23 protein-coding genes are annotated in these 26,431 nt (G+C 67.9%); 17 read left to right on the forward strand and 6 right to left on the reverse strand.

Annotated features, from left to right (window positions below):
• Window positions 1-26: 26 nt before the first annotated feature.
• Complete coding sequence (locus tag AWB74_RS28495; protein WP_235024703.1) at window positions 27-863, reverse strand: anti-sigma factor family protein; 837 nt, start codon at window positions 861-863, stop codon at window positions 27-29.
• Window positions 860-1,393: an RNA polymerase sigma factor gene (locus AWB74_RS28500; RefSeq protein ID WP_061127257.1), complete on the reverse strand. Its 534-nt coding sequence runs from the start codon at window positions 1,391-1,393 to the stop codon at window positions 860-862. Before AWB74_RS28500 ends, AWB74_RS28495 begins: the two co-directional genes overlap by 4 nt.
• Window positions 1,394-1,561: 168 nt before the next feature.
• Between AWB74_RS28500 and AWB74_RS28505 the strand changes: the two genes are divergently transcribed.
• The 17 genes from AWB74_RS28505 to tagF all read left to right on the forward strand — a co-directional run bounded on the left by AWB74_RS28505 (window position 1,562) and on the right by tagF (window position 22,452).
• Window positions 1,562-1,798: a hypothetical protein gene (locus AWB74_RS28505; protein ID WP_087039233.1), complete on the forward strand. Its 237-nt coding sequence runs from the start codon at window positions 1,562-1,564 to the stop codon at window positions 1,796-1,798.
• Window positions 1,799-1,962: 164 nt separating this feature from the next.
• Window positions 1,963-2,523 (forward strand): Hcp family type VI secretion system effector, encoded by a 561-nt coding sequence (locus AWB74_RS28510; protein WP_327362570.1) that lies wholly within the window; start codon window positions 1,963-1,965, stop codon window positions 2,521-2,523.
• A 39-nt stretch (window positions 2,524-2,562) separates the two neighbouring features.
• Window positions 2,563-3,597, forward strand: coding sequence for a type VI secretion system protein TssA (gene tssA / locus AWB74_RS28515; protein ID WP_087039237.1), 1,035 nt, complete (start codon window positions 2,563-2,565; stop codon window positions 3,595-3,597).
• Between the two features lie 33 nt (window positions 3,598-3,630).
• Entirely contained in the window at window positions 3,631-4,158 is a 528-nt protein-coding gene (gene tssB / locus AWB74_RS28520) for a type VI secretion system contractile sheath small subunit (protein ID WP_061149993.1), read from the forward strand.
• A 46-nt stretch (window positions 4,159-4,204) separates the two neighbouring features.
• Entirely contained in the window at window positions 4,205-5,665 is a 1,461-nt protein-coding gene (tssC, locus tag AWB74_RS28525) for a type VI secretion system contractile sheath large subunit (RefSeq protein ID WP_061150039.1), read from the forward strand.
• A gap of 59 nt (window positions 5,666-5,724) precedes the next feature.
• Window positions 5,725-6,276, forward strand: a complete 552-nt coding sequence (gene tssE, locus AWB74_RS28530; protein WP_061149994.1) for a type VI secretion system baseplate subunit TssE — start codon at window positions 5,725-5,727, stop codon at window positions 6,274-6,276.
• Window positions 6,273-8,165 (forward strand): type VI secretion system baseplate subunit TssF, encoded by a 1,893-nt coding sequence (tssF, locus tag AWB74_RS28535; protein WP_061149995.1) that lies wholly within the window; start codon window positions 6,273-6,275, stop codon window positions 8,163-8,165. Before tssE ends, tssF begins: the two co-directional genes overlap by 4 nt.
• Window positions 8,150-9,196, forward strand: a complete 1,047-nt coding sequence (gene tssG, locus AWB74_RS28540) for a type VI secretion system baseplate subunit TssG (protein ID WP_061150040.1) — start codon at window positions 8,150-8,152, stop codon at window positions 9,194-9,196. Before tssF ends, tssG begins: the two co-directional genes overlap by 16 nt.
• Complete coding sequence (tssH, locus tag AWB74_RS28545; protein ID WP_061149996.1) at window positions 9,189-11,789, forward strand: type VI secretion system ATPase TssH; 2,601 nt, start codon at window positions 9,189-9,191, stop codon at window positions 11,787-11,789. Before tssG ends, tssH begins: the two co-directional genes overlap by 8 nt.
• Window positions 11,790-11,799: 10 nt before the next feature.
• Window positions 11,800-12,189, forward strand: coding sequence for a DUF4280 domain-containing protein (locus AWB74_RS28550; RefSeq protein WP_061149997.1), 390 nt, complete (start codon window positions 11,800-11,802; stop codon window positions 12,187-12,189).
• A gap of 24 nt (window positions 12,190-12,213) precedes the next feature.
• Window positions 12,214-14,220 carry a type VI secretion system Vgr family protein gene (locus tag AWB74_RS28555; protein ID WP_061149998.1) on the forward strand — a complete coding sequence of 669 codons (2,007 nt, stop codon included), beginning with the start codon at window positions 12,214-12,216 and terminating at the stop codon, window positions 14,218-14,220.
• Window positions 14,221-14,240: 20 nt separating this feature from the next.
• Window positions 14,241-15,590, forward strand: coding sequence for a type VI secretion system-associated FHA domain protein TagH (gene tagH / locus AWB74_RS28560; RefSeq protein WP_087039238.1), 1,350 nt, complete (start codon window positions 14,241-14,243; stop codon window positions 15,588-15,590).
• 10 nt (window positions 15,591-15,600) lie between these two features.
• Complete coding sequence (gene tssK / locus AWB74_RS28565; protein ID WP_061150000.1) at window positions 15,601-16,938, forward strand: type VI secretion system baseplate subunit TssK; 1,338 nt, start codon at window positions 15,601-15,603, stop codon at window positions 16,936-16,938.
• An 11-nt stretch (window positions 16,939-16,949) separates the two neighbouring features.
• The gene (gene tssL, locus AWB74_RS28570) at window positions 16,950-18,266 is read left to right on the forward strand and encodes a type VI secretion system protein TssL, long form (RefSeq protein WP_061150001.1); all 1,317 of its coding nucleotides are present in this window, start codon (window positions 16,950-16,952) and stop codon (window positions 18,264-18,266) included.
• Window positions 18,267-18,293: 27 nt separating this feature from the next.
• Entirely contained in the window at window positions 18,294-21,695 is a 3,402-nt protein-coding gene (gene tssM / locus AWB74_RS28575) for a type VI secretion system membrane subunit TssM (protein ID WP_061150002.1), read from the forward strand.
• On the forward strand, window positions 21,695-21,868 hold the full coding sequence (locus tag AWB74_RS28580; RefSeq protein WP_087039234.1) for a TagF domain-containing protein: 174 nt from the start codon (window positions 21,695-21,697) through the stop codon (window positions 21,866-21,868). The genes tssM and AWB74_RS28580 overlap by 1 nt, the downstream gene beginning before the upstream one ends.
• Window positions 21,868-22,452 carry a type VI secretion system-associated protein TagF gene (gene tagF / locus AWB74_RS28585; RefSeq protein ID WP_061150003.1) on the forward strand — a complete coding sequence of 195 codons (585 nt, stop codon included), beginning with the start codon at window positions 21,868-21,870 and terminating at the stop codon, window positions 22,450-22,452. Before AWB74_RS28580 ends, tagF begins: the two co-directional genes overlap by 1 nt.
• Here the strand turns inward: tagF and AWB74_RS28590 are convergent.
• From AWB74_RS28590 to AWB74_RS28605, 4 genes are read right to left on the reverse strand one after another with little or no spacing between them, the layout of a single operon-like run.
• On the reverse strand, window positions 22,449-23,261 hold the full coding sequence (locus tag AWB74_RS28590; protein ID WP_061150004.1) for a PP2C family protein-serine/threonine phosphatase: 813 nt from the start codon (window positions 23,259-23,261) through the stop codon (window positions 22,449-22,451). The two genes, tagF and AWB74_RS28590, sit on opposite strands and share 4 nt — an antisense overlap.
• A 27-nt stretch (window positions 23,262-23,288) precedes the next feature.
• Window positions 23,289-24,647, reverse strand: a complete 1,359-nt coding sequence (locus AWB74_RS28595; RefSeq protein WP_061150005.1) for a serine/threonine-protein kinase — start codon at window positions 24,645-24,647, stop codon at window positions 23,289-23,291.
• Between the two features lies 1 nt (window position 24,648).
• Window positions 24,649-25,527, reverse strand: a complete 879-nt coding sequence (locus tag AWB74_RS28600) for a Tll0287-like domain-containing protein (RefSeq protein WP_061150006.1) — start codon at window positions 25,525-25,527, stop codon at window positions 24,649-24,651.
• Window positions 25,524-26,414, reverse strand: coding sequence for a FecR family protein (locus AWB74_RS28605; RefSeq protein WP_087039235.1), 891 nt, complete (start codon window positions 26,412-26,414; stop codon window positions 25,524-25,526). The genes AWB74_RS28600 and AWB74_RS28605 overlap by 4 nt, the downstream gene beginning before the upstream one ends.
• Between the last annotated feature and the right edge of the window lie 17 nt (window positions 26,415-26,431).

Below are 26,431 nucleotides of genomic sequence, written 5' to 3' on the forward strand. Positions count from 1 at the left end.
GCATTCAACACGGCGCACCCATCCGCCTAACTATCGCGCGCCACCTCCGCATTGCCGCGGCTATAGAGCGGCGCAGTCTTCCCACCGGCAATGCTGTTCCCGATAGCCTGCAAGTCGAGCGATGGGGTTTTCGCGAGCAGCACATAGGCGAGCCGATTCGTGCGCCACGTGACCGTATTCATCTCGCCGACCCGACTCGATCGCACCGGCGCATCGCCCTCGTTTTCCTCGATCACGCACAGCGCCACCGGATCACCACGCTCCGGCAGATACACCATCTGGACGAGCGGGCGGTCGTGATAATTCAGGCGCTGCACGCGCTTGAACTTCAGGCCCGCCTGGCGCAGATCGGGCACATCGACTGGCATGCCATCGCGCTGATGGATATCGGCCATCACCTGTTCGGTGGTGGCCTTGTCTTCCCGGAGATTGGCGACCGTGTCGCGTCCGTAGAGCACCTGATAGTCGGCCACGCTCTGCACCCACGGATCGACACCCGGCTTCAATGGATTCACGCCGCTGAAATAACCCGTGAGCACGCCCGAGCAGATCGCGCCCGCGACGAAGGCCGCGGCCGCCCATTGCATCGAAAAGCGCCGGCTGCTGCCGCGCGGCGCGCTACGCTCCTGCGGCGCGCTGACGCTGACGAGCTCTTCGATACGGCGCGTCAGGCTCTCCGGCACGGGCGGCACCGTCTGCCGGTCATACGCGGCACGATACGGCAGCACCGACGCCTGCAATGCCGCGGCCCGCGCCGCCAGTTCGTCCGAGTGCGCGATCGCTGCTTCGACTTCTCCGCGCTGCTCCGGCGACAGCTCGCCGTCCACATAGGCCATCAGCAGCGAATCATCGACATTCATCATAAGGATTCTCCTTTTCTAGCCGACGCTGGCGCCTGCACGCTGAATTTCTGTCCGATCGTCAGCCGCGCGCGCGACAGCCGGCTCATGATCGTGCCGATGGGCACGTCGAGCACTTCGGCCGCCTCGCGATAGCTCAGGCCTTCGATCGCCACCAGCACCATCACGACGCGCTGCGCTTCGGGCAACGCCTCGACGGCGTCGATCACCTGGCGATGCAGCAAATCCAGCTCCGGATTGCGCGCCGAAGGATCGGCGAACTGTTCGATTTCCTCGTCCTGCCAGTCCATGCTCCCGCGGTTGCGAATCGATCGGGCGCGCAATTCGTTCATCCACGTCGAATGCACGATCGAAAAAAGCCAGCTGAGCGCCGACGTGCCCGGCTGAAGCTGGCTGCGCCGTTCCAGCGCCCGCACACAGGCCCGCTGCACCAGATCCTCGGCGTCGTGCGGGTTCTGCGTCAGCCTCAGCGCGAAGCGCCAGAGCCGCGGCAACAACGTCGGCAGGACGGTCGGCAGGTCGTCGTCGTTCATCGGGGCAGCTCCTGAAATGGGCGCGCTCATGATTGACAACACTCCAGAGGGGAATCTATTCCACGAATTTTTCGAGTTTTTTTGCGGAATAAGCCGGCGAGGGCGGCTGTTTTCGGGTCACGGATCGCGCATCGAAGCGCACTCGAACCACTGAATAGGAGACAGATCATGGAGTCCCTCCTCGACCGGGCCCGGCAGGCAGGCATGGCGGTCATGCTGGACGCGTGCATCGGACGCGAACGTTTTCATAGCATAGTCGGTTCGGCCGCCACACTCGAACGATTTGCGCAGCTTTGCGAAACGCCGACGGTGAATCGCGACACGCTCGTGAACTGGGCCGGGCTCTGCGAACGCAAAGACATGGCCGCCGTCGAAGCGGCGATCCGGCAGGCGCTCGGCGAATGAACTCAGGCTGATGCGTGCCGGCAAAAAACGCATCGAAGCATCGTAAATAATTCGTAATCCAAAGTAACGCGGGTAATCAGCAGAAAGCTCGCAAACCACGCTTCGCGTTTCAACGCGACGCGCATCGACCTGTGCCGCAAGGCGCGCATTTTTCGGAGACTGACATGGCCGTAGATATGTTTCTCAAGCTGGGCGATATCAAGGGTGAATCTCAGGCGGTAGGTCACACCGACGAGATCGAGATACTGAGCTGGTCGTGGGGATGCTCGCAGACGGGCACGACGCACAGCGGCACGGGCGGCGGCACCGGGACCGCATCGGTGCAGGATCTGTCCATCAGCAAGTACGTCGACAAGAGTTCGCCCACGATCGTGCAGTCGTGCTGTCAGGGCGTGCACATGCCCGAGGCCGTGCTCACGCTGCGCAAGGCGGGCGGCAACGACCCGGTCGAGTATCTGAAGATCACGCTCAAGGAAGTGCTCATCAGCCGACACTCGGTCGGCTCCGGCGGCGGAGATCAGATCGCCGAGAACGTCACGCTGAACTTCGCGCAATTCTGCGTCGAGTATCAGCCGCAGGACAACAACGGCGCGAAGAAAGGCGGCGTCGTGACCGGCAAATGGAACATCCCGAAGAACACGGCGAATTGCGACTCCGGCCCGGGCGCGAGCCCCAGTTCGAGTTCGAGCTCCAGTTCGCGCTCGTCGTCTTCGCCGAGGCCCTAGTAGGCCACCTTCCGTTCAATGCTCGTCGCGGATACCGCCATGAATTTCGCTGATATCGCAGCCTGGCTTACCGCCCTCGCACCGGATGCGCCGTGCGGCGAGGACGAAGAGTACAGCCCCGAGTTCCGGGCGCTGGAAGAGGCGATCGCCGGCAAGCCCGACGCCCAGTATGGCGGCACCGTGATTGCCGCGACGCCGCCCGACTGGACGCTCGCCCGCTCGCTGTCGATCACCCTGCTCGACCGGACGCGCGATCTGCGGGTGGCGGTGCATTACACGCGCTCGGGCATGGTGCGGGAGGGCTTCGCCGGCCTCGCGTGCGGCCTCGCGCTGATCGAAGGGCTGCTCGATCAGCACTGGAGCGGCGTGCATCCGCAACTCGACGCCAGCGACGGCGACGATCCGACCGCGCGGGTCAACGCGCTGTCGGCGCTCGTCGATGGTGCGGGGATCGTGGGCGAGCTGCGCGACGTGCCTTTTGTTGCGCCACGTGGCCAGCGCGGTTTCGCGCTGCGCGATCTCGAAGTGCTGGCAGGTGAAGCACCGCTGTACGAAGGCGACGAGATGCCGACGCTCGCGGCCATCGATGCGGCGTTCGCGCAAGCCGGCATCGACGAAGGGCGGGCGATGTGCGAGGCGCTTTCGGCGGCGCGGGCTTCGCTCGCGAACATCGAGCGTGCGTTGACAGGGCGCGTGGGGCCGTCGCGCGCGCTCGACTTCGGGCCGCTCGCACGGCCGCTTCAACGCATCGCGGAGTTCGTTGCGGCGCACACGGGGGGAAGGGGCAGCGCGATGGAGACCAGCAGCAGTGAAGAGGGCGCGGGTTCCGGTACGGCGGCGCATGCCGCTGCCGCGACGGGACCCGCCACGCCCCGGCGCATCGCGAGCGCGCGCGACGTGAGCGACGCGCTCGACGCGATCTGCGCGTACTACGCCGAATGCGAGCCGTCGAGCCCGTTGCCGGTGCTGCTGCAACGCGCGCGCAGGCTGGTCGGCAAGAGTTTCATCGAAATCATCGAGGACGTCGCGCCGGACGGCGCGCATCAATTCAGGCATCTGGGCGGAGTCGTCTGACCCGGCTCATTCAAAAGCAAAGGAGTGCACATCATGGCCAAGGAAAGCAGTCAGAAATTCATCGCGCGCAATCGTGCGCCGCGCGTGCAGATCGAATACGACGTCGAAGTCTACGGCTCGGAGAAGAAGGTCAACCTGCCCTTCGTGATGGGCGTGCTCGCGGACTTGTCGGGGCAGCCCGCCGAGCCGCTCGCGCCCGCCGCCGAACGCAAGTTTCTCGAGGTCGACGTGGACAACTTCGACGAACGTCTCAAGTCGATGAAGCCGCGCGTCGCCGTGCAGGTGCCGAACACGCTGACGGGCGACGGCAACGTCGCGGTCGATCTGACCTTCGAGAGCATGGACGACTTCACGCCCGCCGCGATCGCCCGCAAGGTCGAGCCGCTGCGGCAACTGCTGGAAGCGCGTACGCAACTGGCGAACCTCCTGACCTACATGGACGGCAAGACCGGTGCCGAAACACTGATCGCCCGCCTGCTGGAAGAACCCGCGCTGATGAAGGCGCTCGCCGCGCAGCCTCGCCCGAATGGCGACGAAACCAAACCCACCACCGGAGCATGACACGATGAACGATCTCAGCCTCCAGCAACACACGCATGCGGCCGTGATGGAAGCGGCGCCCGAACTCGACGGCTTCTCCGCGCTGCTGCAAAAGGAATTCAAGCCGAAGTCCGATCGCGCCCGCGATGCCGTCGAGAACGCAGTGCGCACGCTCGCCGAGCAGGCATTGCGCGACACCGGCGTGATTTCCGGCGATGTCCTCGCGACCATCGAGGCGCTGATTGCGCAGATCGATCAGGCGCTCACCGGGCAGATCAACCTGATCCTGCACAGCGAGCCGTTCCAGAAGGTCGAGAGCGCATGGCGCGGCCTGCACTATCTCGTCAACAACACTGAAACCGATGAGTCGCTGAAGATCCGCGTGCTCAACATCTCGAAGACGGAGCTGCACAAGACGCTGAAGAAGTATCGCGGCGTCGCGTGGGACCAGAGCCCGCTCTTCAAGAAGCTCTACGAGGAAGAGTATGGCCAGTTCGGCGGCGAGCCGTACGGCGCGCTGGTCGCGGATTATTACTTCGATCACAGCGGCCCCGATGTCGATCTCCTCACGCAGATCGCGAAGATCGCGGCGGCGGCGCACGCGCCGTTCATCGCGGGCGCGGACCCGGCCGCGCTGCTGATGGAATCCTGGCAGGAGCTCGCCAATCCGCGCGATCTGACCAAGATCTTCCAGACGCCCGAGCACGCCGCGTGGCGCTCGCTGCGCGATTCGGAGGACTCGCGCTATATCGGTCTCGCGATGCCGCGCTTTCTCGCGCGTGCGCCCTACGGCGCGAAGACCGATCCGGTCGAGGCGTTCGATTTCGAGGAAGACACCGCCGGCGCGAACAGCAGCAAGTACGCGTGGGCGAACGCATCGTATGCGATGGCCGCGAACATCACGCGTTCGTTCAAGATGTCCGGCTGGTGCTCGCGCATTCGCGGCGTCGAGTCGGGCGGCGCGGTCGAGGGTTTGCCGGTGCACGCGTTCCCGACGGACGACGGCGGCATCGACATGAAATGCCCGACCGAGATCGCCATCAGCGACCGGCGCGAGGCCGAGCTCGCCAGGAACGGCTTCATGCCGCTCGTGCACAAGAAGAACTCGGACTTCGCGGCATTCATCGGCGCGCAATCGCTGCACAAGCCGGCCGAATACGAAGATCCCGACGCCACCGCCAACGCGAACCTCGCGGCGCGCCTGCCGTATCTGTTCGCGTGCTGCCGCTTCGCGCACTACCTGAAGTGCATCGTGCGCGACAAGCTCGGCTCGTTCAGGGAGCGCGACGACATGGAGCGCTGGCTGCAGAACTGGATTCTCCAGTACGTCGATGGCGATCCCGCCCACTCTTCCGACGACACCAAGGCGCGCAAGCCGCTCGCCGACGCGCAGGTGATCGTGGAGGAAGTCGCGGGCAATCCGGGCTACTACACGTCGAAGTTCTTCCTGCGCCCGCATTACCAGCTCGAAGGTCTGACGGTGTCGCTGCGGCTCGTGTCGAAGCTGCCGACGGCGAAGGCCGCCTGAGCATCGTCGTGTCCGTCGTGTTCGTCCTGTCCGACCATTACGCCTGAAAGGAGCCGCCCATGTCCGAACCTTCCGCCCGGGACCGCCTGCAGCCCTCGCTGCTGGACCGCCTGACCGATTTCGAGCCGCACGCGCGTCATGAATCCCGCGAGCGGCGCGTGATCTCGTCGCGCGCATTGCGTGACAGCGTGCAGCGCGACATCGGCTGGCTGCTGAACGCGAGCGGTCTCGGGGAGGTGGGAAGCGCGGGTGATGCGACGAACCTGCCGCATGTCGCGACATCGGTGCTGAACTACGGTCTGCCCGATCTCGCGGGACGCGACGTCGCCGCGCTCACGGCGGGCACGCTCGAGCGCCTGATCCGCGACGCGCTGTGGGCTTTCGAGCCGCGGCTCGCGCGCGAATCGGTGCGCGTCACGGCGATCGAAGACGGCAAGGGCGGCGCGAAGACCAGCCATGTGATCCGCTTCGAGATCGAGGCGGACATGTGGTCGCAGCCATATCCCGAGCGGCTTTTTCTGCGCACGGAGCTCGATCTCGAAGCGGGCGAGGTGCGCGTCGCCGATGCATCGACGACGCGCGCCGGATCATCGGCGGGGGAGCAGGCATGAACCCCGCGTTCCTCAGGTACTACAGTCAGGAGCTCCAGCACGTGCGGGAGATGGGCGGTGAGTTCGCCGCCGCGTTCCCGAAGATCGCCGGGCGGCTCGCGCTGGACGGCGTCGAATGTGCGGACCCGTATGTCGAGCGCTTGCTGGAAGGCTTCAGCTTCCTCGCCGCGCGCGTGCAGATGAAGCTCGATGCCGAGTTTCCGCGCTTCACGCAGCATCTGCTGGAACTGGCGTATCCGCACTATCTGGCGCCGACGCCGTCGATGACGGTCGTTCAGCTTCACGCGGATCACGCGAACCCGCAACTCGCGGCCAGCGCCGATGGCATCGTCGTGCCCCGTCATACGGCGCTGCGCGGCATGCTCGACAAGTCCGCATCGACGCGCTGCGAATTCCGCACCGCGCATGCGCTGACGCTGTGGCCAGTCGAGATCGCGCAGGCGAAGTTTTCTACGCTCGCGGGCTCGCTCGACGCGTCGTCGCCGTCGTTGCCCGCGAACGTCAAGGCGGGATTGCGCCTGCGCCTTCGCGCAACCGGCTCGCTCGGCTTCGACCGCCTCTCGCTCGATCGTCTCGCGCTCTATCTGCGCGGCCCCGACGGCCTGCCGGCCCGCCTGCACGAGCGTCTGCTCGCGCATTGCGTCGGCGTCGCGGTGATGCAGCCGGGCAACGGCGCGAGCGCCGCGGCCACGCTCGCGGTGCTGCCGAAGACCGCCTTGCGGCCGCTCGGTTTCGCCGAAGACGAGGCGCTTCTGCCGGTCGGCCAGCAATCGTTCGATGGCTACCGGCTGCTGCAGGAGTATTTCGCCTTCGCACCGCGTTTCATGTTCGTCGAGTTGCACGGGTTGCGCGGCGCGCTGCGTCATTGCCGCGGCCAGGAAGCGGAGATCGTGATCCTGCTCGATCAGGCGGATGCGTCGCTCGAACGCGGCGTCGATGCATCGAACTTCGCGCTCGACTGCACGCCCGCCATCAACCTCTTTCGCCGCCGCACCGACCGCGTCGCGCTGTCGGACACGGAATTCGAGTATCACGTCGTCGTGGATCGCACGCGCCCGATGGACTACGAAATCCATCAGATCGACGAAGTCACCGGCTACGGCGCGGGCGCGAGCGCGGTGAAGCAGTATCGCCCGTTCCATTGCGCGAAGGATCTCGACATGCCGGGCGAGGGCGGCGCGTTCTATCAGTTGCGCCGCGAGGCGCGGCGCGCGTCGGTGCGGCAGCAGCAGAACGGCGCGCGCAGCAGCTACCTCGGCAGCGAAGCCTTCATCGCGCTGGTCGATGCGAACGCGTCCGAGGACGGCGAAGTGCGGCAGCTCGGCATCAGCGCGTGGTGCACGAACCGCGATCTGCCGCTGTCGATGCCCGTCGGCGCGGGCTCGACCGACTTCACGCTCGATGCCGAAGCGCCCGTCACCGCCGTGCGCTGCGTCGCCGGCCCGAGCCGGCCGCTGCCTTCGTTTGCCGAAGGGCCGGCCGCATGGCGGCTGCTCGATCATCTTTCGCTTAACTACGCGTCGCTCGTCGATACGAACGCCCAGGAAGGCGCCCGCGCGCTGCGCGAGCTGCTCGCGCTGTACTGCCCGGCCGATGACGCCGCCGCGCACCGGCAAGTCGAAGGGCTGCGTTCGGTGTCGTGCGAACCGGTCGTGCGGCGCCTGCCAACGCCCGGGCCGATCGTCTACGGGCGCGGCCTCGCGATCACGCTGCGCTTCGACGACGCCGCGTTCGAGGGCGCGAGCGCGTTCCTGCTCGGCGCGGTGCTGGCGCAGTTCTTTGCGCAGTACGTGTCGATCAATTCGTTCACCGAGACCCATGTCGCATCGCTCGCGCGTGGCCCGATCATGCAGTGGCCCGCGAGGACCGGACGATGCGCGACGCTCTGACCATCGATGGCGTGCTTGCGCGCGACGCCCGCCGCTTCGACTTCTTCCAGGCGCTGCGGCTGATCGAGCAGGCGCATGTGGATCGTCCGCGCGTCGGCCGGTCGCTTTCCGCGCGCGACGACGCCGTGCGCCTCTCGCAAGACCCGGAGCTGATCTTCCATCCGACGACGCTCGGCGACTTCGTTCCGGGCGAGGCCGGACAGCCCGGCCGGCTCGCGGTGAATTTTCTCGGCCTGCTCGGACCGAACGGCCCGCTGCCGACGCATCTGACCGCCTATGTGCGCGAGCGCGCGCGTAACGCAAACGATCCGACGCTCGCGCGCTTTCTCGACGTGTTCCATCACCGGATGCTGTCGCTCTTCTATCGCGCATGGGCCGATGCCCAGCCGGTCGTGAGCGCCGACCGTCCGCATGACGATCGCTTCGCGGATTACGTCGGCAGTCTCTTCGGTTTGGGCGCGCCCGCGCTCGCCGGCCGCGATGCCGTGCCCGATTCCGCCAAGCGCCACTTCGCGGGCCTGCTCGCCGCGCCGACGCGCCATGCCGACGGGCTGCGGCTGATCCTCGCGCGCTTCTTCGGCGTGAACGTGTCGATCGAACCGTGGAGCGGTCACTGGATCGCGCTGCCGGACGACGCCTGCACGCGTCTGGGCGGTGCGCGGCTCGGGGTATCGACGGTCGTCGGCACGCGGGTGTGGGACTGCCAGCACAAGTTCCGCATCGTGATCGGACCGCTGCGCTACACGGATTTCGTGCGCTTCCTGCCCGATGGGACGAGCCTCGCGAAGCTCGCTGACTGGGTCCGCAACTACGTGCGCGATCCGCTCGACTGGGATGTCGCGCTGCATCTGAAGCGCGAAGAAGTGCCGCCGCTGCGTCTGCAAGGCAAGGCAATCGGCGGCGCACGGCTCGGCTGGAACACCTGGCTCACGAGCGGTGCGCCGGTCCATGACAACCATCGGGTCGTGATCGCCGGGCGGGCGGGAGCGAGCCACACGCAAGCCACAAGCAAGGAGACTTCTCATGACTGAAATCAGCCGCATGGCGTTGTTCGGCAAGCTCGATCCGCTTGCCTATCGCGCGATCGAAAACGGCGCGGCGTTTTGCAAGCTGCGCGGCAATCCGTATGTCGAACTGGCGCACTGGGTGCATCAGATCCTGCTCGCGGCGGATTCGGACCTGCGCCGCCTCGTGCGTCATTTCGAGCTGGACGAGGCCGCGCTCGAACGCGATCTGACCGCCGCGCTCGATCGCCTGCCGCGCGGCGCGGGCGCGGTGTCCGATATCTCCGCGCAAGTCGACGAAGCCGTCGAGCGCGGCTGGGTCTTCGGCTCGCTGATGTTCAACGCCGCGAAGGTGCGCACGGGGCATCTCGTGATCGGCATGTTGCGCACGCCGAACCTGCGCAATGCGCTTTACGCGCTCTCGCGCCAGTTCGAGAAGATCAGCTTCGATGCGCTGTCCGCGCGCTTCGACGCGCTGCTCGACGGCTCGCCGGAAGCGCATGCCGCGGTTGCCGTCGAAGCCGCCGCGCCGCTCGCGGAGAACGACGCGCTCGCCCGCTACACGGTCGATCTCACCGCCGAGGCGCGCGAGGGCAAGCTCGACGCGATCGTCGGTCGCGACATGGAGATCCGCCAGGTCATCGACATTCTGATGCGGCGCAGGCAGAACAATCCGATCCTCACGGGCGAGGCGGGCGTCGGCAAGACGGCGGTGGTGGAAGGCTTCGCACAGCGCGTCGTCGCGGGCGAGGTGCCCCCCGCGTTGCGCGACGCCGTCGTGCGCACGCTCGATGTCGGCTTGCTTCAGGCGGGCGCGAGCGTGAAAGGCGAGTTCGAAAACCGGCTCAGGCAGGTGATCGAAGCGGTGCAGGCGTCGGACAGGCCGGTGATTCTTTTCATCGACGAGGCGCATACGCTCGTCGGCGCGGGCGGCGCGGGCGGCGCGGCCGGCACCGGCGACGCCGCCAATCTGCTCAAGCCCGCGCTCGCGCGCGGCACGCTGCGCACCATCGCGGCGACGACGTGGAGCGAATACAAGAAGCACATCGAGAAAGATCCGGCGCTCACGCGGCGCTTCCAGGTGGTGAAGGTGCCGGAGCCGTCCGAGGAAAACGCCATCGCGATGATGCGCGGCCTCGTGCGCAAGATGGAGCGGCATCACGGCGTGCAGGTGCTCGACGAGGCGCTGGAGGCCGCCGTGAAGCTCTCGCATCGCTTCATTCCCGCGCGCCAGTTGCCCGACAAGGCCGTGAGCCTGCTCGACACCGCCTGTGCGCGCGTCGCGGTGAGCCAGCAGGCGCTGCCGCCGGCCATCGACGATGCGAAGCGGCGCATCGAGACGTGGCAGACCGAAAGCGAGATCGTGGCGCGCGAAGCCGCGCTCGGCATCGATACGCAGGAACGCGCCGCCGATGTCGCCGCCCGGCTCGACGCCGAGCGCGCGCGCCTCGCCGAGCTGACCGCGCGCTGGGACGCGGAGCGCGGGCTCGTCGCACGCATTGTCGCGGCGCGGCGGGCCATCGAGGAGGGCGGCGAGGCCGTGGCGCTTTACGATCTGAAAGCGCTGACCGATGAACTCGCGCAACGTCAGGGCGAGGCGCCGCTCATCCTGCCGGGCGTGGATGCGCATGCGGTCGCATCGGTGGTGCAGGACTGGACGGGCATCCCTGTCGGCCGCATGGTGCGCGACGAAGCCGCGAGCGTGCTCGATCTGGCCGCGACGCTGAACCGCCGCATCGTCGGGCAGGATCATGCGATGCAGATGATCGCGCGCCGCGTGCAGACCGCGCGCGCCGGTCTCGACGATCCCTGCAAGCCGGTCGGCGTGTTCATGCTGGCGGGCACGTCGGGCGTCGGCAAGACCGAAACCGCGCTCGCGCTCGCCGAGGCGCTCTATGGCGGCGAGGACAACGTCATCACCGTGAACATGAGCGAGTATCAGGAGGCGCACACGGTGTCGCTATTGAAGGGCGCGCCGCCGGGATACGTCGGCTACGGCGAAGGCGGCGTGCTCACCGAGGCGGTGCGGCGTCGTCCGTACAGCGTCGTGCTGCTCGACGAATTCGAGAAGGCGCATCCGGACGTGCACAAGCTCTTCTTTCAGGTCTTCGACAAGGGCCGCATGGAAGACGGCGAAGGCCGCGAGATCGACTTCTCCAACACGCTGATCCTGCTCACGACCAATGTCGGCACCGAGTTGATCACGCAACTGTGCGGCGGGCGCCAAGTGCCTTCGCCCGAGGAGATTGCGCGTGCGCTCCGCACGCCGTTGCTCGACGCCTTTCCGCCCGCGCTGCTCGGGCGCGTCGCGGTGATCCCGTACTACCCGCTCGACGACGCGATGCTCGATGCGGTGATCCGTCTGCAACTCGCACGCATCGGACGACGTATCGCGGAGCAGCATCGCGTGAGCTTCGCCTTCGACGATGCCGTGGTCGGCCAGATCGCGCAACGCTGCACGGAGCTCGCGAGCGGCGGCCGCATGATCGACGCGATCCTCACCAACACCTTGCTGCCGCGCGTCAGTGCGGAATTCCTCGGCCGTCTCGTCGATGGCCGCCGTGTCGGGAAAGTCGAAGTCGGCGTGTGCGACGGCGACTTCACCTATGCCTTCGATTGAGGAGTGAGCCATGCCGCAACAAGTCAGCATGGGCGCGACGTTGCAATGCTCGTTCGGCATAACGCCGTCGACGCTCGTCGTGCTGCCGGTGAACCGCGTGCGCTGCGAAGGGCCGCTCGCCGCGAACATCATGGATCACGAGCCGCTCGTGAACATCATGCCGTTCGGCATGTGCACGTCGCAGGCGAATCCGGAGGTCGCCGCGGCCACCGCCGCCGCGCTCGGCACGCCGACGCCGATGCCCTGCGTGCCTGCAACGATGACGCCGTGGACGCCTGGCGCGGTCACGGTGCTGCTCGGCAAGCAGCCGTCGCTCGACAACGTGTCCACGTGCCTGTGCAACTGGGGCGGCGTGGTGACGGTCGTCGATCCGGCGACGCGCCAGACGCAGATTCCCTGACATTCGCTGATGAAGAGGCCCGCAATGATGCTCACCGATGACAATCGAATCGCGCAGGTGACCTGCGCGCTCGGCAAGAACGCGCTCGTGCTGTATCGCATGCGCGGACACGAAGCGCTCGGGCGGCTCGCGCAATGGGATCTCGAACTGCTCGCCGACCGCTCGAATCTCGACATCGCGAAGATGCTCGGCAGCGATTTCTCGCTGTCGCTGGAAATACCGGGCAGCGGCACGCGCGAGTACAACGGCATCGTCACGGCGTTCGAGCTGGCGCGGCCCGCGAGCACGCAGCCCAATCTCCCGGCGATGTATCGCGCGACGGTGCGCCCGCGCCTGTGGCTGCTGACGCGCGCGTCGCATTGCCGCTTCTTTCACCGGATGACCGTGCCCGCGATCATCGGCAAGGTGCTTGCGGACTATCACATCGACTTCGAGAACAAATGCTCGGCGAGTTATCCGAGCCTCGAACACTGCGCGCAGTATCGCGAGACGGATTTCGATTTCGTGAGCCGGCTTGCCGAGCGCGAAGGCATTTACTACTTCATCGAGCATCGGGGCGGCAAGCATAAGCTGATTCTCACCGATTCGTCGCAGGTGCACGGCGCGACGCCGCATTGCGCCGAGCTGCCGTTTCGTCCGCAGCCGGCCACGCCGCACGAGCACGAGTGGATCTACGCGTGGTCCGCGGGCGGCGAAGTGGCGACAGGCGTCGTCGAGATCAACGACTACGACTTCGAAAAGCCGTTGCAGTCGGCACAGCAAGGTCTGGTCGCGCGCGGGCTGCGCAGCACGCCGTTCGACCCGGCCGTCTACGCGATGCAGGAGCACGCGCCGGGTTACACGCAGCACGCGGACGCCGAGCGTCTCGCGCGCGCGCATGTCGAGGCGCATCAGGCGTCCAACGTATTCGTGAGCGCACGCACCACTGCGCGCGCCGTCTGGCCCGGCGGTCTCGTGCGGCTGACCGGGCATCCGCTCGCGTCGCAGAACCGCGAACATCTGATCGTTTCGGCCGAGTACGAAGTCAATTCGGATGACTATCTCTCGACACTCGATGCGCACGCCAGGCCGCCCGTCTTCGATTGCGCGTTCAGCGCGCTGCCACGCGACGCCGGTTTTCGCGCGGCACGCAGCACGCCGCGCGCGCGCGTCGCGGGGCCGCAGACGGCGGTCGTCGTCGGGCCGAAGGGCGAAGAGATTCATACCGACAAATACGGCCGCATCAAGGTCCAGTTCCATTGGGAGCAGCTCGGGCCCGCGGAGTCGCGCGAGTCGCTGCAGCGCTGCTGGGTGCGCGTCGCGCAGCCGTGGGCCGGCAAGGGCTATGGCGCGTTCTTTCTGCCGCGCATCGGGCAGGAAGTGCTGGTGCATTTCATCGAGGGCGACCCGGATCAGCCGCTCGTGATCGGCAGCGTCTACAACGCCGCGCAGACGACGCCCTGCGAACTCCCCGCGAAGATGGCGCGCACCACGCTCAAGAGTAATTCGACCAAAGGCGGCAACGGCTTCAACGAAATGCGCTTCGACGATACCAAGGGCGCCGAACAACTGTTCTTTCACGCGGAGCGCGATCTTGAGACCTGGGTGAAGCACGACGCGCTGACGCGCATCGGCAACGAGCGCCATGTAATCGTCGAGCAGGACGACGTCGCGCGCTGCGGCGGCAATCGCAGCGACGCCGTGCAGGGCAGCCAGCGCGTGCGGATCGGCGGCCAATACTCGCTCGATGTCGGCGGCGATACGCAACACAAAAGCGGGGCGAATATTTTGGTGGGGGCGGGTGTTAACGTCGATGTGAAGGGCGGGACGAACGTCACCATCGAGGCCGGCGCGACGCTCACGCTCAAGGCGGGCGGCAACACCATCGTGCTCGGGCCGTCCGGCATCGCGATCAGCGCGGCCGGACCGGTGACGATCGACGGCGTGGTCGTGGAGATCAACTGCGGCGGCGGGGGCGGCGGCGCGGGCGCGGCGAGCGCGTCGCCCGATGCGCCCGCCGCGCCCCGCCAGGCCGACGACGGCTCGAAATGAACGCGCACGGAGGAGACATCATGTATCTGACGCTCACGGTCGACACGTATCAGGGCAGCGCGCCCGATGCGCCGCTCGCCTGCCGCTTCGGCGCGGCGGGCGGGACCATCGGGCGCGGCGCCGACAACACGATGATGCTGCCGGATGCGGCGAAGACCGTGTCGCGCGTGCATGCGCGCATCGACTGGAGCGAGGACGGCTGGCGGCTCGCCGACCTCGGCAGCAATCCGAGCCGGCACAACGGACGGCCGCTCGCGAGCGGTCAGCCCGCGTGGCTGGCCGACGGCGACCAACTGGAAATCGGCGGCTACCGGCTCGGCGTGCGGACGATGGCGCGCGCGAGCGCCGCAGCCTTCGACGCGCCGCCCGGCGTGCACGATCGCCGCGGTTTCGATCCGCTCGACGTCGCGAGTCCGCGCGAGTGCGCCGTAACAGAGGCCTGCGCGCACGATGCGCTCGCTCGCGCGGCGGTGCTCGCGGATGCCCCGCTGCCGGGGCCGCGCTTCGATCCGCTCGGCGACGCGTATGAAGCACCGGCGCGGCTCGACGGCCACGCGGTGTTCGCCGGCTCCGGCAGCGATCACGTGCCGCCCGAGCAGTTCGCCTACGTGCCGCCTGCGGGCGCGACGGCGCATGCGCCGGCGGGCGGCATTCCGCACGACTACGATCCGCTGGGCGATGTCGCCTTCGCTGTCGCTGTCGAACCTGCGCGACGCGCTGTCAACCCGCCGACGCTGCCAGCCGCCAATGACGCCATCGCCGAATCGTCGTTCGGAGCGCTGCTCGACGGCATGGGCGTCGATGCCGGCGCGCTCGGTACGCGCGATACCGCCGAGACCGCGCGTCTCGCGGGCGCCATGCTGCGCACGGCGGTGCGCGGCGTGGTGGACGTGCTGCTGTCGCGCTCGGTGCTCAAGCGCGAGATCAGCCTCGACACGACGATGCTGGTCCAGCGCGACAACAACCCGCTCAAGTTCTTCCCCGACGGCGACGGTGCGCTCGCGCAGATGCTGCGTGGCGCGAGCGCCGGCTATCTGCCCGCGCAGGCCGCGCTCGAAGGCGCATTCGACGATATCCGCCGCCACGAGCTCGCGGTTCTAGCGGGCACGCGCGCGGCCATGCAGCACCTGCTCGGCCGCTTCGATCCGCAGGCGATCGCGCGCGCCGACACGCGGCGCGGCTTGCTCGACTGGCTGCCCGCATGCCGCAAGGCGCGCCAGTGGGACCGTCTCGTCGCGCTGCATGCCGAACTCACGCGCGCGAGCGCCGACGACCTTCAGGCGCTGTGCGGCAGCGCCTTCAACGACGCATACGAACGGCAAGCGAACGACAGCGCCGACGCGCTGCCGCTGGCTCCTTCAATCCGATAGCGAGGCGACGATGTCCTGGAACAACAAGGTGATCTGGTCGGAAGGCATGCTGCTGCAGCCGCAGCATCTGCAACAGCACGACCGCTATCTGCGCGCGCAGATCGACGCCCGCTGCGCCGCGCTGCGGCCCTATGCGTTCGGCTTCTCGGAACTGACAATCGACGTCGGGCAACTGAAGCTCGGCCGCATCGCGCTGACGTCGTGCGCGGGCGTGCTCCCCGATGGCAGCCCGTTCCGCCTGCCCGCCGACGACGATCTGCCGCTGCCGCTCGCCATTCCCGAGGACGCGCGCGATCTGACCGTGGTGCTCGCGCTGCCCGTCGCGCGTCATGGCGTGCCGGAAGCGGCGCATACGGTGCAGGCGGGCGAAGGCTTCGCGCGTCACCGCATCGCGGAAACCGAAGTGCTCGACAGCAACGACGGCGCCGCTGGCGCGGCGCTCGTGCAGGTCGGCAAGCTTCAGTTGCGGCTCGCGTTCGAGCGGGACGTGGTCCACGCGCACACGTCGCTGGGGATTGCGCGCATCGTCGAGCGGCGTGCGGACAACAGCATCGTGCTCGATGCCGGCTACGCGCCGCCTTGCCTCGACTATCGCGTGTCGCGCCGGCTCACCGGATTCGTCGATGAACTCGCCGGCCTCATGCATCAACGCGCCGATGCGCTCGCCGCACGCCTGGCCCGCCCCGCCGCGACCGGCGCGGCCGAGATCGCCGACTTCCTGCTGTTGCAGGTGCTCAACCGGGCCGAGCCGCTGTTCGCCGGGATCGCGTCGACCACGGGTTTGCATCCACACGATCTGCATCAGCACGCGTTGCAACTGGCGGGCGAGCTCGCGACTTTCAGTCAGGCCGGCAAGCGTCCCGCCGCGTTTCCGGCCTATCGCCACGAGCGGCTCGACGAAACCTTCACGCCGCTCATCGACGCGCTGCGCACTGCGCTGAGCTCGGTGATGGACCCGCATGCAGTGCCGATCGCGCTGGAGGAGCGCAAGTACGGCCTGCGCGTGGCGATCGTGCCGGATCGCGAGTTGTTCGCGTCCGCGAGCTTCGTGCTCGCGGTGAAGGCCGATCTCGCGCCGGCCGCGCTGCTCAACGGCTTTCCGCAGCAGGCCAAGCTTGGGCCGGTCGAGCGCATCCGCGATCTGGTCAATCTGCAGTTGCCGGGCATCGCGTTGCGCGCGCTGCCGGTCGCGCCGCGCCAGTTGCCGTTCCACGCCGGCTTCACCTATTTCGAGCTGGAACGCGGCGGCGAGTTGTGGCGGCAGTTCGCCACTTCGGCGGGCGTCGCGCTGCATGTCGCAGGCGAGTTTCCAGGCATCGAGTTCGAGTTCTGGGCGATCCGTCCATAAAGGATTTCATCGTGAACGCACCGACCTTTCCGCAAGCCGGCTTCGACCCGGACGACACCATCCTGATTCCGCAGCCGGGCGGGCGCGTGGCGGGCCCCTCGCGCGCGGAAGAAGCGCACGCATCGCGCGCGCCGGTCCTGCCGGCCGTAGCGGTTGCGGCGGGCCTGAACCCGCTGGTGCGCGCGGCCAATCCGCTGCTCGAACTCGCGTTGCCGTTGCGCCAGCGCGCGGCGATTACCGATATCGAAGGGCTGCGCGGCGAACTCGCGCGGATGGTGCGCGCCTTCGAACACGATGCGCGCGCGAGCGGCATCGACACCGAAAAGCTCGCCGCCGCGCGCTATTGCCTGTGCACCTGCATCGACGAGGCGATCTCGGGCACGCCGTGGGGCAGCGGCGTTTGGGCGAGCCGCAGCCTGCTCGTGACCTTTCATAACGAAGCGTCGGGCGGCGAGCGCTTCTTCCTGATCCTGCAACGGCTCGCGCAGGACCCGGCGCGCAACGTCGATGTGCTGGAGCTGCTGTACGTGATCCTGTCGCTCGGCTTCGAAGGGCGCTATCGCCTGATCGACGGCGGGCGCAGCCAGCTCGACTCCGTGCGCGAGCGGCTCGAGCGCATCATCCGCAATCAGCGCGGCGCGGTCGAAACCGAGCTGTCGGTGCACTGGCGGCCCGCCGAGCGCGCGCGCAAACCGCTCGGGCAGCGCATGCCGACGTGGGTCTGCGCCGCGCTCGCGGGCGTCGTGCTGGTGGCGACGCATATCGCGCTCGCGCTGAGCCTGAACCGCACGTCCGATCCGGTGTTCGAGGCGCTCAACCGCATCCGCGTGAGCGAGCGGCCCGCCGCGCAAGCGAGCGTGATCGCGCCTGCCGCGATGCCCGCCGCCGCCGCGACGCTCCCGACCTTCCTCGCCCCCGAGATCCGGCAGGGTCTGGTCTCGGTGCGCGAGATGCCGGACCGCTCGATCGTCACGATCACCGGCGACAACCTGTTCGCCTCCGGCAGCGCGACACTCGATCCGGCCTACGACGCGTTGCTCGGACGCATCGCGGACGCGCTGAAGAGCGTGCCCGGCAAGGTCGTCGTCACGGGCCACACCGACGACCAGCGGCTGGTGTCGGCGCGTTTCCCGTCGAACTGGCATCTGTCGCAGGCGCGTGCAGACAGCGTGCGCGCGATGCTCGCATCGGCGACCGGCGTTCCCGCGCGCTTTTCCGCGGAAGGGCGCGGCGACGCGGAGCCGCTCGCGCCGAACGACACGCCCGCCGGCCGCGCGAAAAACCGCCGCGTGGAGATCACGCTGCTCGCGCCGGGCGCGTCGTCCTGACACATTAGAAACAGACCGGAGACATCGATGAAAAAGCTTGTTGAAACGATCAGTAATCCGAAGTGGATCACGCTTGCGGGCGTGCTCGCGTTGCTCGTCGTCGTGTGGTTCGAAGGGCCGCTTCTCGCGTTCGACGGACACGCGCCGCTCGAATCGCCGCGCGGCCGCTGGATCGCGATGGCCGTGCTCGTCGCAGCGTGGGCGCTGGCGTGGGGTATGCGGCTCGGCGCCTCGCGCCTCGTCAATCTGCGCTTCATGAGCGGCGTGGCGGGGCAGGGGCAGGCGGCAGCCGCCGGCAGCGCGGAACTCGCGGTGCTGCGCGAGCGTTTCGAGCAGGCGCTCGCGATCCTGCGGCAGGCGCGGATGAAAGGCGTCAACGGCCGTCAATGGGTGTATCAGTTGCCGTGGTACATGTTCATCGGCGCGCCGGGCACGGGCAAGAGCACGGCGCTCGCGCATTCGGGTCTGCGCTTTCCGCTGCGCGAGAAGCTCGGCGACGAGGCCATCGGCGGCGTCGGCGGCACGCGGCACTGCGACTGGTGGTTCACCGACGACGCCGTGCTCGTCGATACCGCGGGCCGCTTCACGACGCAGGACAGCGACGCGCAAGCCGACGAGTCCGCGTGGACGGGCTTCCTGCAACTGCTGCGCAAGTACCGGCCGCGCCGTCCGTTGAACGGTCTCATCGTGACGGTCTCGGCGGCCGATCTCGTGCGCCAGGACGATGCCGCGCGCGATGCGCACATCCGCGCGATCCGCAGCCGGCTCACCGAGCTGAGCGAGCGGCTCGGGGTGCGCTTGCCGGTCTACGTCGTCGTGACGAAGTGCGATCTGCTCGCGGGCTTCACCGAGTTCTTCGACGATCTCGGCGAAGCGGAGCGCAACCAGGTCTGGGGCATTACCTTCACGCTCGACGAGTCGCCGGGCGCGGGCACCGCGCTCGCCGCTTTCCCGGCCGAATTCGACGCGCTCGGCGCGCGGCTGCAGGCGCGCGTGCTGCATCGCATGCAGCGTGAAACGGACGTGGAGCGGCGCGCGCGCGTGTACGGTTTCGCGCAGCAGTTCGCGGGGCTGCAGCCGGCGCTCGGGCGCTTTCTCGACGGCGCCTTTCGCGGCACGCGCTTCGAGGCGTCGCCGCTGTTGCGCGGCGTGTACTTCACGAGCGGCACGCAGCACGGCCGGCCGATCGACCGCGCGATCAGCGCCATCGCGCAATCACTCGGCTTGCGGCGCGATGCCGGATACCATCGCGACGCGTCGGGACGCGCCTATTTCATCAATCGTCTGCTCAAGGACGTGGTAATCGCGGAATCCGGGCTGGTGGGTGCGAACGCGCGCTTCGAGCGATGCAGCGCGTGGCTGCGGCGCGGCGCGCTCGCGCTGGTCGGCGTGACGCTGATGCTCGCGCTCGCCTGCATGGCCGTGAGCTATCAGCGCAACCGTGCCTATGTCGCCGAGTTCGAGCGGCAGACGCGGCATGTCGCGCAACTGGCGCACGAGGCGAACGCGGCCGCTGACCCGCTCGCGGTGTTGCCGTTGCTCGACGCGGCGCGCGCGCTGCCCGGCGGCTACGCGGACGCCGGCAAGCCCGTGCCGTGGCTCACCCGACTCTGGCTCTATCAGGGCGACAAGCTCGGTCAGGAAGCGCGCGTAACATACCGGCGCCTGCTCGATCAGACCTTGCTGCCGCTCGCGGTCGGCAAGCTCACGCAGGAGTTGCGCGATGGCGGATCGTATAATCATTCGGCATCCGAAGCGTATCGCTATGAAGCTCTGCGCGCCTATCTGATGCTCGGCGACGCGCGCCATTTCGATCCCACCGCGCTGCGCGCCCATCTGATCCCGGCGCTCGCCGGCGACGCCACCCCGGCCCAAAGAAGCGCGCTCGATGCGCACCTAGCCGCGCTGTTCGACAAGACGCGCTTCGATCCGTCGTTGCCGCTCGACGATGCGCTCATCAAGGCGGCGCGCGCGCGTCTGGCCGAATTGCCGCTGTCGCAGCGCATCGGCAACCGGGTGGATGGCGAGATCGCGCAGGCGAATCTGACCGCATTCGACGTGAGCGCCGCAGCCGGACCGAACGCGCCGCTGCTGCTCAGACGAGCGAGCGGCGCGCCGCTCACGACCGGCGTGGCGGGTGCGTACACCCGCGCCGGCTACGCGCAATACACGCGGCTGCGCGATGCGGCGCTCGCCGATGTCGCGAAGGACGCCTGGGTGCTCGGCCGCGACGATGCCGCGCTCACACCCGATGGCGTCGCAGCGTTGCGCGCCGCCCTCGATGCGCGCTATGTCGATGCCTATATCCACGCATGGGACGCCCTGCTCGACTATGTGACCGTCGTGCCCGTCACCGCTCTGGCCGATGGCGCGCGTATCGCAAACGCGCTTGCCGCGCCCGATTCGCCGCTCAGGAAGTTCATCGTCGCGGCGGCGCGCGAGACGACGCTCGCGGTTGCACGCGTCGACGAGCACTTTCAGCCGTTGCACGAGCTTGCAGGCAAGCCGGGCGACGCCGCGTCACTGGATCGCGCGCTCGCGCCGCTCAAGGACGCTGCCGTCTATCTCGACGCCGCCGACGCCGCGCGCAGAACGGGCCAGCCCGCACCCGCCGGCGACGCGCTCGGCAAGCTGAGGCTCGCGAGCCAGACGACGCCGGCGCCGCTCACGCCCGTCGCGGCATCGCTCGCCACGGCGGGCACGGCGCTCGTGGAAGGCGGCGAGCGCGCACGTCTCGATGCGCAATGGAACGCGAGCGCCGGGCCGTTATGCCGCCGCGCGCTCGATGGCCGTTATCCGTTCGTGCATGGCTCGACCCGCGATGTCGCCGCCGACGACTTCGGCAAGCTGTTCGCGCCGGGCGGTCTCATCGACGACTTCTTCCAGAAGAACCTCGCCGCGCTGGTCGATACGAGCGGCCCGGTCTGGCAATGGCGCGCGGGCGCACCGCCGGCGGGCATGCCGCGCGACGCGCTCGCGCAGTTCCAGCGCGCCGCGCAGATTCGCGACGCGTTTTTCCACGACGGCAGCCGCGACATGTCGATCCGCTTTCGCGTGAAGGCGCTGTCCTTCGATCCCGCCGTGACGCAGGTGAATCTCGACATCGACGGGCAGCAGCTCGCGCTGAAACCAGACGGTCTCCAGTCGATGCTGCTGCAATGGCCGAGCGGCAAGAACACGGGCCGCACGAGTGCGCAGTTCGATCCGCCTTCTGCGACACAAAGCGCGTCGCTCGATGCGAGCGGTCCGTGGGCGCTTTTGCATCTGATCGACACCGGCAGGCTCGAAGGCACCACGCAGCCGGACCGCTACAGGCTCACGCTCGATTCCGCCGGACGCAAGGCCGTGCTCGAACTGGATGCGACGAGCGTCGTCAATCCGTTCCGGCGCGCGCCGCTCGAACAGTTTCGTTGTCCGGAGCATCTGTGATGACGTCCCCGGGCGTCGCCGGATGCTTCGGCAAGGTGCGCGGCAACGGCGACTTCGTGACGCGGCGCTTGCCGCCGTGCTTCGTCGAGTCGTGGGATGCGATTGCGACGAGCGTCGTCAATCCGTTCCGGCGCGCGCCGCTCGAACAGTTTCGTTGTCCGGAGCATCTGTGATGACGTCCCCGGGCGTCGCCGGATGCTTCGGCAAGGTGCGCGGCAACGGCGACTTCGTGACGCGGCGCTTGCCGCCGTGCTTCGTCGAGCGATGGGACGCGATGTTGCAGGCGGGCCTGCTCGCGGGCCGCGCGTCGCGCGGGCGTGCATGGCTCGATGCTTACCTGACCGCGCCGCTCTGGTGCTTCGCGCTCGGCGGCGGCGTGCTGGGAAAGAGCGGTTGGGCGGGCGTGCTGATGCCGAGCGTCGACAGCGTGGGCCGACACTTTCCGCTCACGATCGCCGCGCCCGTCGAACCGCGCGCATGGCCGATGTGGCGTCCGCATGCGCACGCGTGGTTCGCGCGTTGCAGCGCGCTTGCGCTCGCGACGCTCGATAAGCGCGCGTGTTTCGCGGATTTCGATGCGGGATTGCTGGCGCTTTCACATGCGGAAGACTTGAGCGGCGTTTCGACGCCGTTAGATGCTGGCGCGCGGGGAATGAGCGATTGGTGGCACGCGGACGCGGCGCGTGTCAGCGCGGGATTGCCGGATGCGGTGTTCGTCGCGGGGCTGTTCGACCGTGCCGACAGCCGCACGGACTAGACGCCATCGAAACACGCAATGACCGCCGTGATGTTGTCCTTGCCGCCCGCATCGAGCGCGAGCGCCACCAGACGCCTGCATGCATCGTCGATGCCATGCGGCGTCATCGCGGCGAACACCTCTTCCATCTCCCGATGCGCAACCTCGCCGTGCAGCCCGTCGCTGCACAACAGATAGCGGTCGCCGGGCAGCCACGCATGCGCCTGCACGACGGGCGCGATCGACGGCAGCGGGCCCAGCGCTTGCAGTAGCACGTTGCGCGGCGGCAGATGCTCGATGTCCCCGCGCTCCAGCGCCTGCTGATAAAGCGTCTGGTCGCGCGACAACTGTGTCAGCGCGCCGTCGCGATAACGGTAGAGCCGGCTGTCGCCGACATGAAACGAAATGAGCTGCGCGGAGCCGCAGGGCTGCCAGAGGCCCGTCAACGTCGTGCCCATCGATCGATGCGCGAGACCCTCGCGCAGGTTCATCGCGTGTAGAACCGCGTTGGCGTGGCCGAGCGCATCGGCGGCGGCGCGCATCGCGCACGCCGACGCGTCGTAGACAGTGGCGTCGGGGTCATCGGAGAAGTTGACACTGGCGTGACCGTGCGGCATCGCATCGGCAGCGAGCCGCGCGGCGATGCAGTCGAGCGCGGTCGCACTGGCGCGCGCGCCGAATGCGTGTCCGCCCATGCCGTCCGCGACCGCGACGAGGTTCGACGTCGCATCGATCAGAAAGCGGTCCTGATTTTCGCGGCGCACGCGCCCCGCGTCGGTGAGGCCGAATGCCGAGCAAGTCGCCAAGCGGAGGGGTGCGCAATGATCCATCGGTCGTGCTCCTTCTGATGCGTGTCGTTACAGTCCGACGTCGCGCTCGAAACACGCGCGGTCGGCTTCGCTGGAGATCGCCGCCGCGAGCCGCTCGTGCAGCGCGCGCAGGCTGGCCGCGCGCGACGCCTCGCGTTTCGCGATGATCTGCGCGATCGGGCCGAGATAGACGGCGAGCCTGAGCGCGGCGGCCCGCACCTCGTCCACGTCGAGCGATGAAGAAGGCGATGATCCTTGCGACGTGCCCGCTTTCGATCCGTCCGCGAAGGCCGCGATGAACTGCGCACGGCCCTTGTCGGATGGAACATGCGGCGCGAGCAGCGCGACGAGCGCCGGCAGGTCCGGCGCATCGGCGATGCGGGCCGCCGCGCGGCGCACGAGCAGACGCGCCACCGGCCCGATCTGCGCGGCAAGCTGCGTCTCGACCGGCGCGAGCATGGCGCTGGGCCACATCGTCAGCGAGGGCAGGGAGTCACCGCGCCACGAGCCCGTTCCCGAGGCGAGCGTCACGGCCTGCGCTTCGAGAATCGTGCAATCGTCGTCCGCTGCCGTTGACGTGCCCTTCGTCGCATCATCGAGTGCCCGCCACAATGCGTTCGCGGTCTGGAAACGCGCATCGCGACGCCGGGACAATGCGCGCATCAGCACGTCGTCGAGGGCGGCCGGCAGCGCGGGATTACAGGCGGAAGGCGCACGCGGTGTCTCGTGCATGATCTGCCGCATGACGTCGGCTTGCGACGCGCCCGCGAACGGACGGCATCCGGTGAGCATCTGATACAGCACGATCGCGGCGGAAAAGAGGTCGGAGCGCCCGTCGACGGATTCGCCCGTGAACTGCTCCGGCGACATGTAGCTCGGCGTGCCGATCATCGCGCCCGCCAGCGTCAGCGTGGACGATTCGACATGCGCGACGCCGAAGTCCGCGACCTTGAGCCGCCCTTGCGCGCTCACGAGCAGATTCGCGGGCTTGATGTCGCGATGCACGACGCCGTGCTCATGCGCGAAGCCGAGCGCGGCGAGCAGTTGCGCGAACCACTCGAGCGCAGTGGCAAGTTCGAGCGGACCGCCTGCGTCGAGCCGTTGCTTCAGCCCCTGTCCGCTGACGAGTTCCATGGCGATATACGCGGTGTCCGCCGTTTCGCCGTAGTCATACACGCCGACGATATTCGGATGCGCGAGCCGGCCAGCCGCTTGCGCTTCGTTGCGCAGACGCGCCTTCAGGCTCTCCCGCTCGCCGCTTTCGAACAACTCGTGGCGAACCGTCTTCAGCGCGACATGGCGCTCGATGTGTGGATCGAACGCGCGATAGACGATGCCCATTGCGCCCGCGCCCAGCATCGACTCGATGCGGTACTTGCCGAGTTGCGTGACGGCTGGCGTTGCCACCTCATGCCTCGATCATCTTGAACGCTTCGACGAGGCTCGTCTTCATGCGCGCGAACGACGCAGCGAGCGAAGCGATTTCGTCGCGGCCGCGCTCCGTGAAATTCGCGCCATCGAGCTCGCCGAGACTCGCCTGATCGGCGGCGCGCGACAGCGCACGGATGCGCCGCGTGACGAGCAGATGCACCATGACGTTCAGCGCGATCAGCAGCAGCACGAACACCGCGAGCAGCGACGCGAGGAAGGTGCGCAACACCGCGTCGCCGCGCGCGACCGGCAGCGCCATCGGCACCGACACGAAATCCGCGCCGATGACTTCGTGCATCGCCCAGTTGAAACCATTGTCGGGTCCGTACTTGTCGATGAGCGTCTTCGGCGCGCGCGACGGCACGCTGTGACACTCCATGCAGGCGGCATCGTTGATGCGGTTCGGGCGCGCGATATAGAGGTTCTGCCCCGAGGGCGTATCGCGCAGGCCGACGATCTCCTTGAGTTCAGGCTTGTCGTGCAGATGCCGGATCACGTCCGCTTCCCAGTCCGAGGGCCGGTCGCGCGGATTGGTCGGGTTCAGCATCGTCGAGCGATAGGAATATCCGTCGAGGCGCTTTTCCAGCGTCATCAGCGTTTCGACCGCAGCAAACGCCGGCACCGACTGCGGCACGAAACTGTATTTGAGCTGCGTCTGCAGGAGCGGCGTGACTTGCGTCGCGGTGTAGTTCTGCGCCGCGCTCGCGGCTTCCATCAGGACGCGCGCATTCTGCACCGTCTCTTCGATGGCCGCGCGGCGCAGCAGTTCGCGCGCGGCGAATCCGGCCGAAACGAAGCCGACGACGAAGACCGCGAGAAACACCAGATTGAATTTGACGGCGAGCGACAGTCTCATGAGTTCACCTCGGTCGATTGGGTCTGCGCGGGCACGACTGCGCGCCGGCGCGGCATGGCGGGAGGCGGGCACAGCACGCGCCGCCAGTCGGGAAGCGTGCGCAGGTTCTGGCGCACTTGCGAGCGGAACGGGTCGCCCTGCGCCAGCGGCCGGAAACGCGCGACGAAGCTGCGGCGAATGCCGAGCGGCGCGGTCAGCCAGTCGACGAGATCGGCAAAGGTCGCCGGGCGGCCCTGAGACGGAACGATGAGCTTTGCCTTCGCGGACGCGGCGACGGATGCGACCGACGCGAGCGGATCGCGGAACGGACGCGGCATCCCGGCGATGAACGCGGACGCCGGGCGCGTGCTCACATCGAGCGGTTTGCCGGCTTCACGCGCGGCGTAGTGCTCGCCGTCGAGCTGTTGATGGGCGTCGGCATGTTCGGGCAGGGCGAGCGTCATGGCGCCCGTTTCGAGGAAAAGCGAGGTCGCGTCGCGGCTCGCGTGCAGGACGGCTACGCCGTCGCGCAAGGCGACTTGAAGCGTGGGCGTGTCGATCGAAAAAGGCGCGTTCGCCTTCGTGCGCGCGATCTTGATCCAGCCCGCAAGCAGCGCGAGCGAATCGCCGCCTGGCGCGGCATCGACGGCGATGCGCGTGTCCGAGCCGAGCGCGACGATCGTGCCGTCTGCTTCGAGTTGCGCGCTGCCCTGCGTTGCAATGGCGAGCAGATCGCCCGGCTCCAGCGCGATGGGCGCATCGACGTTGAAGACCGTCGTCGCGCGGATCAGCGTGACGTTTCCTTCGGGTAGCAGAATGAACTGGCCCGCGCGCACGCTGTGAAACGCGCACAGACACGCAATGGCGAAGCCGATGCGCAGGGCCTGGAGCATGGTTCTGGCGTTCATCGCGATCGATGCCTCGG

Origin of the sequence: Caballeronia arvi (assembly GCF_001544695.2) — a bacterium.
Taxonomy (GTDB): Bacteria; Pseudomonadota; Gammaproteobacteria; order Burkholderiales; family Burkholderiaceae; genus Caballeronia; species Caballeronia arvi.